Here is a 13,052-nt window from a genome sequence, read left to right on the forward strand (position 1 = left end):
GGTATCTCCGGCGTGGCGCACCGGAACCCGAGGCCCCCGATCGGCTCTCAGTCCGCGATCCGCTCGATGTAGTACACCGCCGTCTCACCGTAGTCGCGGTCGTCCGCGATCTCCCAGCCATCCGGCGGCGTCGGCCGCTCGGACCGCACGGAACGCTCCAGCATGATCACTGTCCCCTTCCCCGCGAATCCGTTCGTCGCGAGATTGGCGAGCAGCCGGTCGCACGCCTCCGTCTCGAACGCGTACGGCGGGTCGATGAAGATCACGTCGAACACGCCGGCCGCGCCCGCGCCGGAGGCCGCGTACGCCTCCGCCTTGCGCATGATCACGCGTGCCGAGAGGTCCGACGACCATGACCGGTTGCGCTTCAGCTGCGCGACGGTCTTCACGACGAGTGCGGCCGCCGGCTTCGACGCCTCCACGGCCACCAGCTCGCGGGCCCCGCGCGACAGCGCCTCGATGCCGAGCGCCCCCGTGCCGGCGAACAGGTCGAGCACGCGCGCCTCGTCGAGCACGCCCCACGCGTCGAGACGCGAGAAGATCGCCTCCTTGGTGCGGTCGGTGGTCGGCCTGGTGCCGGTCTTCGGCGTGGCCAACGCCACGCCCTTGAATCGTCCTGAGATCACTCGCATGGTCATCGACTTTAGCGGTACGCCACGTCGTCCATTGCCGGCACGGACTACCCCTCAGTCCCGCTACGCGGTCCAGCTCCCCTGACAAGGGGAGCCGAAAAACGGGCGTCAGTTGGAGGTGAGGAAGGTCTCGTTGCCGCGCGTGAAGTCGAGCACCGCGCCGGCGAGCTGCGCGTGCCCGTCGAGCGCGGGATCGTCGGCGAGCAATCGTTCGGCGCGCGCACGCGCATCGGTGATGAGGTCCGCGTCCTTGACGACGCGCAGCAGTTTGAGGCTCGATTTCGCGCCGGACTGCGCGTCGCCGAGCACATCGCCGGCGCCGCGGAACTCCAAATCGGCCTGCGCGATCTCGGCGCCGTCCAGCGAATCATGGATGACCTCGAGCCGCGCCTCGGCCGTCGTGCCCGCTTCGGCGCGCGAGACGAGGAACGCCCAACTGTCCGTGCCGCCGCGGCCGACGCGCCCGCGCAGCTGGTGCAGCTGGGACAGGCCGTAGCGGTCCGCGTCGAAGATCACGATGCAGCTGGCCTGCTTCACGTCCACGCCGACCTCGATCACGGTGGTGGAGACGAGGATCGGCGTCTCCCCCGAGGCAAAGCCGGCCATGACCTCGGCCTTCACATCGTCCTTGTCGCGTCCGGTGAGCGTCGCGAACCGGATGCCGGCGAACTGCGGCAGCGCTTTGAGCCGCGCCGTGATCTCCGCCACCGAGTGCAGCGGCGGCCTCGCGACCGCCTCGCCGTTCTCGTCGAGCGTCTCATACGCGTCGTCGATGCCGTCCGGCACCGCCGCCTCGCCGCGCGAGCCGCGCCCGCCGCGCCGCGCCCCGCCGTCGTCGTCCGAGTCCGCGTCGATGCGCGCGCACACGATGTAGGCGCGCTCCCCCGCATCGATACGCGCGCGGATATGCGCGAACATACGCGCCATCGTGCGCCCGTCCGCCTCGTTGACGACGATCGTGCGGATCGGCTTGCGCCCGCCGGGCAGTTCGGTGAGCCACGAGATGTCAAGGTCGCCGAACCAGGTCATCGCGGCGGTGCGCGGGATCGGCGTGGCGGTCATGACGAGCAGGTGCGGCGCGGTGCCGTCCGTCGATTTCGCGTTCAGCGATTCGCGCTGTTCGACGCCGAACCGGTGCTGCTCGTCGATGACGACGAGCGCGAGTCTCGGCGCCTGGAACGTCTTCGAGAAGGCGGCGTGTGTGGCGACGATGATGCCCGGCGTGCCGCTCGCGGCGGCGGCGAGCGCCTTGCGCCGCGCCGCGAGCTTCATGCCGCCGGTGAGCAGCGTCACCGGCACGGACGGACCGGCGTCGCCGGCGTCCGTACCGTCGCCGGCAGCGTCGTCCATCGCGGCGATCATGCGCGTGATGGTCGCGACGTGCTGTTCGGCGAGCACCTGCGTGGGCGCGACGAGCACGGCCTGATAGCCGGCGCCGACGGCCTGGAGCATGGCGGCGAGCGCGACCACGGTCTTGCCGGAGCCGACCTCGCCCTGCAGCAGGCGTTGCATCGGGGTGTCGCGCGTCATGTCGGCGGCGATGTCGTCGATGACCTCGCGCTGGCCGTTCGTGAGCATGAACGGCAGGGAGGCGATGAACCGGTCGCGCAGGGACGGGGCGTCGGCGTCCGCGTCCGGCAACGGGCACGGATGCGCCGCGGACTTGTGCGCGCTGCGCCTCGCCTCAAGCAATGCGGCCTGGCAGACGAACGCCTCCTCGTAGCGCAGGGTGGCGATGCCCTTGTGGAAGTCGGCGACGGTCTTCGGCTCGTGGATCGCGCGGAACGCCTCGGCGCGGTGCATGAGCCCCCGTTCCGCGCGGATGGTCTCGGGCAGCACGTCGGGGATGGCGTCGGCGAGCGTGCCGGCGAAGCGCTCCTCGTCGTCGTGGGATTGCAGGGTGATGTCGTCGGTGCCGGGCGCGGGCATGTCGCGCCCGCCGAGCGCCCACATGAGACTCAGGATCGTCTCGTGGATGCGTTCGCTGGACAGTCGCGCGGACGCATGGTAGATGGGGCGCGGCCGGGTAACGCGCGCCAGCGCCTCGGCGACGGTCGGTGCGTCATAGCCGTTCGCGCGCGGCATGGCCGTCGCGGCGGGCGCGGCGGGCGACGGCGCGAACGCACGCCACGGGTCGTTCGCGTCCGGCGTCATCGTCCGCCCGGCAATCGGCGACGACGATTCCGGCGCGACGGTGATTACCTGCGGATGGTTGAACTGCAATTGACCCATATACTCGCCGGGGACGCCGGAGGCGACCACGACGGTGCCGGGGGCGAGACGGCGCGCCATCCAGTCGAGATACCCCTTCCTGCCGGAGAAGAAGACGAACTGCGCGCCCGACGGCAGTAAGCCGCGGGAGGCGGCGAATCCGTCGTCGTCGACGTTGACGACGAGACGCATGTTGCGCGAACCGTGGAACGTGCGCGCCGAGCGCACCGTGCCGGCGAACGCCATCGCCTCGCCGACGCGCGCCTCGCCGAGCGCGCGCGCCGGCACCGGGTCGGCGACGCGGAACGGATAGTAGGTGAGCGCGTCGCCGATGGTGACGATGCCGAACGACTTGAGCGTGGACGCGCGGCGTTTGTTCGCCAATAGCGCGGCGATCGGAGTGTCCCAGGTGATGCTCATAACGTCCCATTCTCCCACACGCGACGACGCGCGCGGCGGCTAAAACGAAAGCCCCCATCGGCGAACCGATGGAGGCTTCGATACGTTGACGCTATCCGCGCACTCACGCAACCGCGCGCTGGACCTTGCCGGCCTTGATGCACTTGACGCACACGCGCAGGCGAACGTTCTCGCCCTCGACGGTGGTACGGACCGACTGGAGGTTCGGACGGAAGGTGCGCTTGTTGCGGATATGCGAGTGAGACACGGTGTATCCGACCTGCGGACCCTTGCCGCACACGTCACAACGAGCTGCCATGATGGACTCCCTTTAACCTTGACTATCAAGTCTTTTTCGCGATTCGACCGGGCATGCGAACACGCTTAGCCGAACACACAACTTCACGAATATATCCCAGCGGCCCGACAAACGCAACACGCGTGGTATCCTATGCGGTTCCGCGCACGGTCGGCGCACGGTCGGCACGCGGCGGCGGCGCGGCGAATACGCTGCGAATACGCAGCAGAATCGTCTCCGATGACCGTTGCGCCACACCCCGAACGGCCTAAAATCCACCATACACCGGGCCCACGGCCATAGAATGGTGGCAGTGCATCGCGTCGGACGCGTGCAATCGACCGCTCAAGGAGGACGCCATGTTGTCGAAGCACATCAACGGGGAAACGAAGGGAACACGACTGGGCGAATTCATCGAACAGCGGCAGGAGGAACGACGCATCGACCGGGCCGTGGCGGAGTCGGACGCCGCTGACAAGGCCGCGGCCGCCGCGAAGTCGTCGGACTCCACAAGCGGCGGCCACACCCCGTCGGTGATCTCACTCGGCCAAGTGTGGGTCGACATCATGATGGATGTGGACGAACTGCCCGAGCCGGGCGGTTTCGCGGTCTCCAACGCCGCACGCCCGGTGGTCGGCGGCAGCTACCGCGTGCTGGACGCGGTGAGCAGCATGGGCGTGCCCGCCGAACACGCCGGCATCATCGGCAACGGCGTGTGGGCGGCGATGATCCGCGAGGCGTACGAGCACGACGGCATCACGCACGTGGGGCCGTGTCGGCTCGACGCGGACTCCGGATTCCGTCTCGTCTTCCACGACGACGACGGGCGCAAGACGTTCGTCGCACGCTACGGCGTGGAGGCGCAGGGCGACGCGCGCACGTTCGACGCGGTCGAACCGGAGGCGGGCGACGTGGTGCATGTCAGCGGCAACACGCTGCTCGACCATACGGCGGCCGGCATCGACGAGTTCATGCACCGGGCCGGCGACGACCCGAAGTCGCGCCCCTACCGGCTCGTCATCAATCCGACGAACACGCTCAAGCTCGTCAACGACCACCTGCTCGAGGATCTCGTGCTCGCCCGGCCCACATGGTCCTGCAACCGGCAGGAGGCGAACACGCTGGCGGAACGTCTCGGCGTCGACCTCGGCGAGGCGGGGGCGTTGACCGTCGGCGGCGGATTCGACCAGGCGATGAACGCGTTGTGCGACGCGCTCGGCAACACGCTGCGCGCGCCGCTGGTCGTGCGCGCCGGATCGCGCGGCGCATGGGTGCGCGAACCCGGCGGCGAAGTGCAGCATGTGGAGGGCTATCCGACGAAGGGCGTGCACACGCGCTCCGCCGGCTCCTGCCACACGGGCGCCATGTGCGCGATGCTTGCGAAGGGATGGTCGCTGGCCGATGCGGTGAACATCGCCAACGCGGCCGCCTCGCTCGCCATCCAGCGCCATCGCGCCGGCGTGCCCGTCTGCCCGAGCTACAAGGAGGCGGTCACGCTGGCCGGCGTCGCAGCGCGGTAGCGGTCCGGTGGCGGTCCGACCGTGACCCGACAACACACAGATACGCGCGATAATTCACTCTGCGTTCACCGGCGGGCGCGCTGGGCGGCATGGGGACTCCCCTACGATGGATTGCAGTTTCCGTCGTCGAGGAGAGTTCCATCATGTCCGAACAGTCAGTGAACGCGGCGCCGTCCGCCGCGGCGAAGCTTACGCCGCGTGAGAAGAAGTGGATCGTCTACGACGTGGGCAACTCCGCGTTCGTGCTGTTGTCGACCGCGGTCGTGCCGATCTACGCGAAGTCGCTGATGCCGGCGGACGGCAACATCGTGTCCGCGTGGGGCTACGCGCAGACCATCGCCTCGCTGGTGATCGCGTTGCTCATGCCGCTGCTCGGTTCGATCGCCGACGTGCAGGGCATGAAGGTCAAGTTCTTCCTCGGGTTCTTCGGCACCGGCGTGGTCACGTGCTGCGCGATGGCGTTGCCGCTGACCTGGCTGCCGTTCCTCATCGTGTACGTGCTCGCGACGATCGGACTTAACGGTTCGCTCACCTTCTACGATTCGATGCTCGTCGACACCACGTCGAACGAGCGCATGGACAAGGTCTCGTCGCACGGCTACGGCTGGGGTTATATCGGCTCCACGGTGCCGTTCATCCTGTGTCTGGTGCTGATTTTCGGCGGTCCGGCGCTGTTCGGCTGGTCCACGGCGGCCTGCACGCGTGCGTCGTTCGTCATCACCGCCATCTGGTGGGCGGCGTTCACCGTCCCGCTGCTGACCAGCTACCGGCAGGTGCATTATCGCGCGACCCGCGAGCATACGGCCGAAGCCATCCGCGGCACGTTCTCCGAACTCGCCTCCACGCTCGGCAAGGTGGTGAGGAACAAGCCGCTGTGGATGTTCATGATCGCGTTCTTCTTCTACATCGACGCCGTGAACACGGTGATTTCGATGAGCACCTCCTACGGCACGCAGCTCGGCATCGATTCGACGCAGCTGGTGGCGGCCCTGCTGGTCACCCAGTTCGTGGCGTTCCCGTCCGCCATCGCCTACGGCCGTCTGGCCGGCCGGTTCGGATGCAAGCCGATGATCATGGCCGCCGTGATCGCCTATCTGGGCATCGTGTTCTTCGCCGCGTTCTTCCTGCGTTCGGCCGTCGAGTTCTGGGTGCTGGCGATTCTCGTCGGCATCTTCCAGGGCGGCATCCAGGCGCTCTCCCGCTCCTACTACGGCAAGATCATTCCCAAGGAGCACGCCAACGAGTACTACGGCCTCTACGATATCTTCGGCAAGACCGCATCGATTCTCGGCACGTTCCTCGTCGCGACCACCACGTCGATCACCGGCAATGCGAGCCTCGGCGTGCTCTCCATCGCGATCCTCCTCGCCGTCGCCCTCGTCTTCCTCACCCTCCAGAAGGATCCGACCAGGAACTGACGTTTCGTTCCGATCCGGCATAGCGAAAGGTTCGATATGGACGGCCGTAATGGCGACGACACTGACAGCCGATCAGCCGGCTCGGACAGGCCCCGATACGCCCACGCATTTGTCGGCCACCTGTTGCTGAATGCCATCGTCTCGTTCCCGATCAGTCTGATCATTGCGTGGCTGGGGCTGCGCTTCATCGCGCGCATCGTGTTCGATGGCGGCACGCTCGCCGCAATGCTGGCGATTACATGGATCGGAATATCGCTGATTGATTCACGTTGCGACTATGAACTGCGCCGGACCGTCAACCGCATCAATTCGCCGATGCCATGGCCGCTGATCGCCACCAAGATTGCATTGCCGTTCGCCTTGCCGTGGATCGCCACCCTCTGGCACACGGACATGACGATTGTCGCGGCTACGAGCATCGCTGCCGGCGCGGTGCGACTGATGGAAATCATCGGCCTCGAACGACCATGGCGAAGCGAGGACCAGACGATGATCGACCGGCAACGAGAAGAGTTGAGGCGCATCACCCGCGAGACTGCCGAGGAGATCCGCAAGGAACGCCGCGCACAGGCGGACGGAGACACCTACGACCCCTACAATCTGCGCGGCAAACGGTGAATCGCCGTTCCTGCCCCCATACTTGGGATTCGTGAGAAAACGGCGGATCGACGCCCATACAACCAACGGTTGCGCAGCAACTACGACGCCGCTCGGTTGCATTTCGCCATGGCAACCGCAAGATGGTGGCGGAAACGGCGCCACCATGCCACAGTGGAATCATCGTTAGGACACGACAAGCCGACACTACCGACCTAGGGGATGATGACGATGACTTTCCGCACCAATCTGCAGACCCTGCGCGCAAGGCGCAACATGACGCAGGAGCAGCTGGCCATGCTGCTCGGCGTCTCCCGGCAGGCGATTTCGAAATGGGAATCCAAGAAAGCGTACCCGGAAATGGACAAGCTGCTGGCGATCTGCGACCTGTTCGGCTGCACGCTTGACGATCTGGTGCTTGGCGACGTGGACCGGCCGGCGACCCCCGCGAGAACGACAGATGCCACCCCGACCGTCGCCGATGATCCTCACGCGGTCGAGCAACGGGAAGGCGGTCCGACCACACCTCTGCCGAAGGACATCACCGGATACGACGCCCACCGCCTCCGGTTCTCGATGCTGATCGCATCCGGCGTGACGGCGATCATCGCGTCGGTCGGCGTCGCCAACCTGTTTGACCCGGAACATTCGATCATCGGCGTCAATCCGCTCAACGACTTCCTGATGTTCGTCTGCATCTGCGTGGGCGTGATCATCGGACTGGTTCTGTTGGTCCCGGGCGCCATGGCGCATGCCGCGTTCAGACGGAATCACCCGTATGTCAAGGACTTCTACACCGAGGATGACCGCCGCAGGGAATCCCGGCTTCTGGCGTGCGGCGTGGTCGCGGGCGTGGCGGCGATCCTGATCGGCATCGCGGTCGTCGTGTACATGGACGAGGTGCGGGAGGTCACCGCGGGGTGGCCGAACGCGGTCATGCTGCTGCTGTCCGCGGCCGCGGTGTTCGGATTCGTCTACTGCGGCATGCGGTACACCATGGTGAACATCGACGGCTACAACAAGGAAATCGAGCGGAATCGGCGTCAACGTTCCGGTGACGTGCCGCGATCCGTGAAGCTGTCCGGGGCGTTGAGCGGCATCATCATGCTCGTCGCCACGATCGTCGGCCTGACGCTGCTGTTCCTCGTTCCCGAATCGTTGTTCTGGATGTCGTGGGTGATCGGCGGCCTGCTGTGCGCCATCACCGGAATCATCGTCGATCTGTTCAAAGGCCATGTCGACAAGTGAACGAACGGAAGCCACGGGCGTGACACTACGCATGGTGATGCTGTTCTTCCACGCCCTTCATGAGAATCCGACGCAGGCCGAACCTCAAGGCGCCAACGGTACGCGTTGCATACATCGTCGTGTTCCAGCTCATACCGTCTGATGCCAATGATCTGTGTCCTGCGATACGGGATGCGAATACGGAGATACGGGGATACGGGGATACGGGGATACGGGGATACGGGGATGCTAACGATTAGTGGGCGGGGTCGCAAAACAAAGTCACAGCGCTGGCAACCTAGTGTCCGATAAGACACAACCCGACAAGACACAACCCGACAAGACACAACCCGACAAGACACAACCCGACAAGACACAACACCGTTCATCTCCTGAAACACGAGACGACCACTCAGCAGCCATCAATCGCGCCCTTGTTCATCGATGGCATCGATGAACAGGTCTTCGCCAGTCTGTGCGGCGAGAAGTCGGGCTTCAGCGTTGTTGCAGAGCCTTCCATATGCGGAACATGAGAGGGGGTTGTCTGGGTGGGGTGGGTTGGCGGGTTCTAGTGATTGTTGCAACACCTGATGATTGCTGGTTTCCATCGCTTGCCAAGTTTGATTTCGTCAGCACACGCCTTCCCCACCATTGTCAGTGTCTTATCGGACACCGGCCTGTCATTGGCCCCAAGAAGCCCAGGCGAACCGGCTTCCATCGCCTGCCAGGTTCGATTCCGTCAGCACACGCCTTCCCCACCATTGTCAGTGTCTTATCGGACACCGGCCTGTCATTGGCCCCAAGAAGCCCAGGCGAACCGGCTTCCATCGCCTGCCAGGTTCGATTCCGTCAACAATAGAAGGCATATCAGTCGCCTATCCCCACGCGAAGGCACGACTCTTCACAGGCACCCGCCATCGCGTAGCCAGCATGGTTTCGCATCCTTACGCGCTCCCCGCCCGCCGGATTCCTACACCTTCCCTATCCGCCGGATTCCTACACCTCCCCACCGCCGTCAGTGTCTTATCGGACACCGGCCTGTCATCGGTCCCAAGAAGCATCGTCGCCATTCTCCGTAGCGGTTGGAAACACAAGCTTCTCCCGGCATTCATATCCATGCACGATACGTAGGCAACGCCTTGCCGTTCCGGCACTACACTGGGAAGGACGGAACCGGGCGGGATACGCCGGCGCGATGCACGCGCACGATACCCTGTGCGGTTCCGCGAGTCGAACGTCAGTCATCAGTCATAAGGAGGCTGTCATGATCGATCATGTCGGATTGTTCGTCAAGGATGCGAACGAGCGTGCGGAGTTCTACGAGAAGCTACTGGCACCGCTGGGATACGTGAAGAAGCATGAGTTCCCGGGCGCCGTGTGCTTCGCGAACGATGCGGACGGTGACAGCGTGTGGATCCAGTCGCCGAAGGACGGCAATCCGCTCGTCCCGGCGCATCTGGCGTTCCGCGCCGCCGATCAGAACGTCGTCAAGGCGTTCCATGAGGCCGGTCTCGCCGCCGGCGGCACGGACAACGGCCAACCCGGTCCACGCCCGAACTACGGCCCGACCTACTACGCCGCGTTCATCCACGACCCGGACGGCAACAACATCGAGGCCTGCCTGCAGTAAGCGGGGCGCCGATTCCGCGGTCGCTCGCGTCCGGACCACGCATGAGCAACCGCGTGAACGCCCTATGCGAACAGCCGGGCGCGCAGCGACGTGGCGTCGGTGAAGCGGATGCCGGTCAGACCGGGCACGGCGGCGGCCGCGGCGTCGGCGTTGCGCTGTTTGTCGTCGACGAACGCCGCCTGCGCCGGGTCGACGCCGAAGCGGGCGACCGCGCGACGGTAAATCTCCGCGTCGGGCTTGTGGATGCGTTCGGCGCTGGAGACGACCACGTCGCGCAGCAGTCCGAGCGTGGGGAACAGTTCGCGGGCGGCGTCCACGTATTTCACGGTGAAGTTCGTCAGTCCCCAGCAGCGCACGCCGGCCGCGGCGAGGTCGTGCAGCAGTCCGTCCATGCCGGGCAGCATGCCGGTGAGCGCGAGCCGTTGGCGTGCGAAATACGTGCGGAACGCCGCGAGTTCCGGCGGTTCGCCCGCGTCGGCCGCGTCGGCCGCATGATGCGCGGCGTAGTCGGCGAGGATGCGTTCCTCACTCCAGCCCGGGTCGGACAGTTCGTCGTAATGCCAGAATCCGTATGGGTCGTCGCGGTCGAACAGCCGGTCGGCGGCGGCGTCCGGCACGACGCCGTCGACCGCGGCGCGCGGCCTCCAGTCGACCAGCACGTCGCAGAAATCGAAGATCACGTCGTCGTATGCGGGACGCACGGGACGGCTCACGGGGGAAACGCTCATACGCGACACCGTACACCCGCGCCGTCCAACGGGACGCGACGCGTCCGCCGCAACGTGCGGACGGTACAGTGGGTGGCGATCGACGGTTCGCGGGATGCCCGGGAAGCGGGCGTCCGATGGGGAGAGGAGATGCGACATGACGTATGTGCAGGCGCTGCTGGGGTTCGCGCTGGTGGCGGGTTCGATGGCCCTGCTGCCGGGATTGGACATGATGATGGTGGTCAACGAGACCATCAATTCGACGCGTCGGCGCGGCATCGCGGCGGCGTGCGGCATCTCGTTCGGCGTGCTCGCGTGGGCGGTGGCCGCGGCGGTCGGTCTCGCCGCGATCATCAACGCGTTCCCGCTCGCCTATGACGCGATCAGGCTGCTCGGCGGCCTGTACCTGTTCTATCTGGCGTTCAGTCTCGTCCGCAGGCCGAAGGCCGGCAAGGACGGGGAACCGGAGATGGCCGAACCAGCCGAACCGACGGCGGCCGTCGCGACCGCGGGCACCGGACGCGGCCCGCTCGCCTCCCCCATCGTCACTTCGTTCGTGCGCGGCTTCCTCACCGACCTGTTCAACCCGAAGATCGGTGTGTTCTACATCGCCGTCATCCCCCAGTTCCTCGTGCCGGGCGTCGATCACCTGCGGATGGGCGTCTCGCTGGGGCTCATCCACTTCACGGAAAGCATGATGGTGCTCGTCACGCTCGCCTGCATGGCCGCGTTCTTCGCCGGCAGGCTCAAGTCGGGCCGTTCGCGCCGCATCCTGAGTCTGGTGTCCGCGGGCATCATGGCCGTGCTGGGCGGCGTGACCGTCACCGAAGCGATCCGCAGCCGTCTCGCCGCCTGAGCGGGTCCGTCCGGCCATTCGGCGTCGATGCCATCGGTGACGGCAGCACCCGCCGCGGGCTCAGCGGCCGAGCAGGCTGGAGATCTGGCCGATGACGTCGCCGGGCAGACCGGCCTGTTCGGCAATCGAGCCGAGGTCGAGGTTCGTGCCCTGCTCCTGGATCATGCCGGCCACGTTTCCGATCTGGTCGGCGGAGATGTGCTCCTCGGCCAGTGCGGTCAGGTCGCCGAGCTGTTCCGCGTTGAGATGGTCGCCGGCGATCTGCGCGATCTCGCCGAGCTGGCCGGCGTCGAACTGCTCGATCACAGCCGCCGGCAGGTCGCCGATCGTACTCAGGTCGACGCCGCCGACGAACTGTTCGGCGATGTTGCCGATGGCACCGTTCGCCGCGTCGCCGACCGTATCGCCCAGCACGCCGCCCACGATGTTCCTGATGCCGTCGAACAGTCCCATGTCACGCCCCTTCGTCGATGATCGTCCGTTGTCGACCACTGTACAGGACGATGATGTCGCGAGAGCTTCCGACTCCCGTGAGCTTGCTCATACGGCGAGGGGAACGGGACCGCTCCGGGCTCAGTCGGCGGTGTGGAGATTGATGGTCATCTTCTCGTCGTCGGGGAAGTAGTGCACGGATAGATCGGAACCGTTCGAGCCTTTCATCGACGCGTAGTTGTCGCCTTCGCCGTCGACGGTGAAGCCCTTCTGCTTGCACTGTTCGACGTAGGCGGCGAACTGGTCGTGCGTGGTGCCGTAGACGCTGTATCCGACGCTCGTGTCGTTCACCGAGCCGCCGATGATCGTCGATTCGGGCTTGGGCAGGGTCTTGGTGAGCTTGTCGTCGCCCCACTGGTTCGCCTTGCTTTCGGCCTTGTCGAGTGTGGTCTTCTTGTTGACGAAGTCGTAGGTGGCTTTGCCGATTGTGTTCGTGCCCTTCAGGTAGGCGACGGACATCGTGTCCGGTTCCATGAGCGGTGTGAAGTCGCCGATGGCCTTCCACCCGCCGATCGTGCATTCGCCGTTCTCGCTGGTCGCGCCCGGCTTGACGATGAGGTTGCTCGTGCATTTGAGCGGTTCGGTCTTGAGCTCCTCGTAGTCGGAGTCCTCGATCATCGTCACGGCCTGCCGCAGGTCGGCGAACGCCGCCTGCCGCTGGTCGTCGGTCACATCGCTTTTCTGCCGGTAGTTGAGTGAGACGGCGACGATGGTGACGTTCGTGCCGTTCGTGAACGACATCATGTCCTGACGCTGGTTGTCGACGGGCGTCGACGCGACGCTCGTCTCGAGCTTGGAGAGGTCCAGCGGCTTCGCCACCGGTGACGCCGAGCCGCCGGACGCGCCATTCGATCCGGTGCCCGTCGGACCGCCGCAACCGGCAAGCATCATCGCCGCCGCCATCACGCAGGCCACGCCGCCCGCGATCTTCCGTTCCATACGCATGTCGTGCTCCTTGTTCTCTCGTTCGACACGTTGTTCACGGGCCATTATCGGGAGGATCACGTGGGACGGCATCAGTTGGCGACTGAATCGGCGGGAAAAAGGATGTGCGAAGACGATGAG

Annotated in this window: 14 protein-coding genes; 6 read left to right on the forward strand and 8 right to left on the reverse strand. The window is 65.8% G+C overall.

Features of this window, described 5'->3' with window-relative positions; translation table 11 throughout:
* Window positions 1-47 precede the first annotated feature (47 nt).
* The 3 genes from rsmD to rpmB form a co-directional block, all read right to left on the reverse strand.
* On the reverse strand, window positions 48-632 hold the full coding sequence (gene rsmD / locus AC1AYP_RS09115) for a 16S rRNA (guanine(966)-N(2))-methyltransferase RsmD (protein ID WP_476503026.1): 585 nt from the start codon (window positions 630-632) through the stop codon (window positions 48-50).
* A 108-nt stretch (window positions 633-740) separates the two neighbouring features.
* A complete protein-coding gene (locus AC1AYP_RS09120) occupies window positions 741-3,263 on the reverse strand; it encodes an ATP-dependent DNA helicase RecG (protein ID WP_476503025.1) in 2,523 nt (840 codons plus the stop codon).
* 103 nt (window positions 3,264-3,366) lie between these two features.
* Window positions 3,367-3,561, reverse strand: coding sequence for a 50S ribosomal protein L28 (gene rpmB, locus AC1AYP_RS09125; protein ID WP_034529605.1), 195 nt, complete (start codon window positions 3,559-3,561; stop codon window positions 3,367-3,369).
* Window positions 3,562-3,899: 338 nt separating this feature from the next.
* On the opposite strand from rpmB, the gene AC1AYP_RS09130 reads away from it, so the two are divergent.
* The 4 genes from AC1AYP_RS09130 (at window position 3,900) to AC1AYP_RS09145 (ending at window position 8,323) form a co-directional block, all read left to right on the forward strand.
* Window positions 3,900-5,060: a PfkB family carbohydrate kinase gene (locus AC1AYP_RS09130; RefSeq protein WP_084686220.1), complete on the forward strand. Its 1,161-nt coding sequence runs from the start codon at window positions 3,900-3,902 to the stop codon at window positions 5,058-5,060.
* 143 nt (window positions 5,061-5,203) lie between these two features.
* Entirely contained in the window at window positions 5,204-6,478 is a 1,275-nt protein-coding gene (locus AC1AYP_RS09135) for an MFS transporter (RefSeq protein ID WP_476511950.1), read from the forward strand.
* Between the two features lie 36 nt (window positions 6,479-6,514).
* The gene (locus AC1AYP_RS09140; protein ID WP_476511951.1) at window positions 6,515-7,096 is read left to right on the forward strand and encodes a hypothetical protein; all 582 of its coding nucleotides are present in this window, start codon (window positions 6,515-6,517) and stop codon (window positions 7,094-7,096) included.
* Window positions 7,097-7,306: 210 nt separating this feature from the next.
* Window positions 7,307-8,323, forward strand: coding sequence for a helix-turn-helix transcriptional regulator (locus tag AC1AYP_RS09145; RefSeq protein ID WP_476547613.1), 1,017 nt, complete (start codon window positions 7,307-7,309; stop codon window positions 8,321-8,323).
* A 261-nt stretch (window positions 8,324-8,584) separates the two neighbouring features.
* Here AC1AYP_RS09145 and AC1AYP_RS09150 read toward each other — a convergent pair whose 3' ends face one another.
* Window positions 8,585-8,725 (reverse strand): pentapeptide repeat-containing protein, encoded by a 141-nt coding sequence (locus AC1AYP_RS09150; protein WP_476511952.1) that lies wholly within the window; start codon window positions 8,723-8,725, stop codon window positions 8,585-8,587.
* Window positions 8,725-8,910 (reverse strand): hypothetical protein, encoded by a 186-nt coding sequence (locus AC1AYP_RS09155; protein ID WP_476547624.1) that lies wholly within the window; start codon window positions 8,908-8,910, stop codon window positions 8,725-8,727. Before AC1AYP_RS09155 ends, AC1AYP_RS09150 begins: the two co-directional genes overlap by 1 nt.
* Window positions 8,911-9,566: 656 nt before the next feature.
* On the opposite strand from AC1AYP_RS09155, the gene AC1AYP_RS09160 reads away from it, so the two are divergent.
* Window positions 9,567-9,932 carry a VOC family protein gene (locus AC1AYP_RS09160; protein WP_476503021.1) on the forward strand — a complete coding sequence of 122 codons (366 nt, stop codon included), beginning with the start codon at window positions 9,567-9,569 and terminating at the stop codon, window positions 9,930-9,932.
* A gap of 62 nt (window positions 9,933-9,994) precedes the next feature.
* On the opposite strand, the gene AC1AYP_RS09165 is transcribed toward AC1AYP_RS09160, so the two are convergent.
* Entirely contained in the window at window positions 9,995-10,660 is a 666-nt protein-coding gene (locus tag AC1AYP_RS09165) for an HAD-IA family hydrolase (RefSeq protein ID WP_476503020.1), read from the reverse strand.
* A gap of 136 nt (window positions 10,661-10,796) precedes the next feature.
* Between AC1AYP_RS09165 and AC1AYP_RS09170 the strand changes: the two genes are divergently transcribed.
* Complete coding sequence (locus tag AC1AYP_RS09170) at window positions 10,797-11,495, forward strand: LysE family translocator (RefSeq protein ID WP_476503019.1); 699 nt, start codon at window positions 10,797-10,799, stop codon at window positions 11,493-11,495.
* Between the two features lie 60 nt (window positions 11,496-11,555).
* Here the strand turns inward: AC1AYP_RS09170 and AC1AYP_RS09175 are convergent, their stop codons facing one another.
* The gene (locus tag AC1AYP_RS09175; protein WP_476503018.1) at window positions 11,556-11,948 is read right to left on the reverse strand and encodes a hypothetical protein; all 393 of its coding nucleotides are present in this window, start codon (window positions 11,946-11,948) and stop codon (window positions 11,556-11,558) included.
* Between the two features lie 120 nt (window positions 11,949-12,068).
* Window positions 12,069-12,926, reverse strand: a complete 858-nt coding sequence (locus tag AC1AYP_RS09180; protein ID WP_476547615.1) for a DUF6591 domain-containing protein — start codon at window positions 12,924-12,926, stop codon at window positions 12,069-12,071.
* Window positions 12,927-13,052 lie beyond the last annotated feature (126 nt).

The organism is Bifidobacterium sp. LH_424, assembly GCF_056356895.1.

Bases quoted from the DNA above. Each gene is read 5' to 3' on its own strand.
- rsmD (WP_476503026.1), bottom strand. From the start codon at position 632: ATGCGAGTGATCTCAGGACGATTCAAGGGCGTGGCGTTGGCCACGCCG.
- AC1AYP_RS09120 (WP_476503025.1), bottom strand. From the start codon at position 3,263: ATGAGCATCACCTGGGACACTCCGATCGCCGCGCTATTGGCGAACAAA.
- rpmB (WP_034529605.1), bottom strand. From the start codon at position 3,561: ATGGCAGCTCGTTGTGACGTGTGCGGCAAGGGTCCGCAGGTCGGATAC.
- AC1AYP_RS09130 (WP_084686220.1), top strand. From the start codon at position 3,900: ATGTTGTCGAAGCACATCAACGGGGAAACGAAGGGAACACGACTGGGC.
- AC1AYP_RS09135 (WP_476511950.1), top strand. From the start codon at position 5,204: ATGTCCGAACAGTCAGTGAACGCGGCGCCGTCCGCCGCGGCGAAGCTT.
- AC1AYP_RS09140 (WP_476511951.1), top strand. From the start codon at position 6,515: ATGGACGGCCGTAATGGCGACGACACTGACAGCCGATCAGCCGGCTCG.
- AC1AYP_RS09145 (WP_476547613.1), top strand. From the start codon at position 7,307: ATGACTTTCCGCACCAATCTGCAGACCCTGCGCGCAAGGCGCAACATG.
- AC1AYP_RS09150 (WP_476511952.1), bottom strand. From the start codon at position 8,725: ATGGCTGCTGAGTGGTCGTCTCGTGTTTCAGGAGATGAACGGTGTTGT.
- AC1AYP_RS09155 (WP_476547624.1), bottom strand. From the start codon at position 8,910: ATGGAAACCAGCAATCATCAGGTGTTGCAACAATCACTAGAACCCGCC.
- AC1AYP_RS09160 (WP_476503021.1), top strand. From the start codon at position 9,567: ATGATCGATCATGTCGGATTGTTCGTCAAGGATGCGAACGAGCGTGCG.
- AC1AYP_RS09165 (WP_476503020.1), bottom strand. From the start codon at position 10,660: ATGAGCGTTTCCCCCGTGAGCCGTCCCGTGCGTCCCGCATACGACGAC.
- AC1AYP_RS09170 (WP_476503019.1), top strand. From the start codon at position 10,797: ATGACGTATGTGCAGGCGCTGCTGGGGTTCGCGCTGGTGGCGGGTTCG.
- AC1AYP_RS09175 (WP_476503018.1), bottom strand. From the start codon at position 11,948: ATGGGACTGTTCGACGGCATCAGGAACATCGTGGGCGGCGTGCTGGGC.
- AC1AYP_RS09180 (WP_476547615.1), bottom strand. From the start codon at position 12,926: ATGGAACGGAAGATCGCGGGCGGCGTGGCCTGCGTGATGGCGGCGGCG.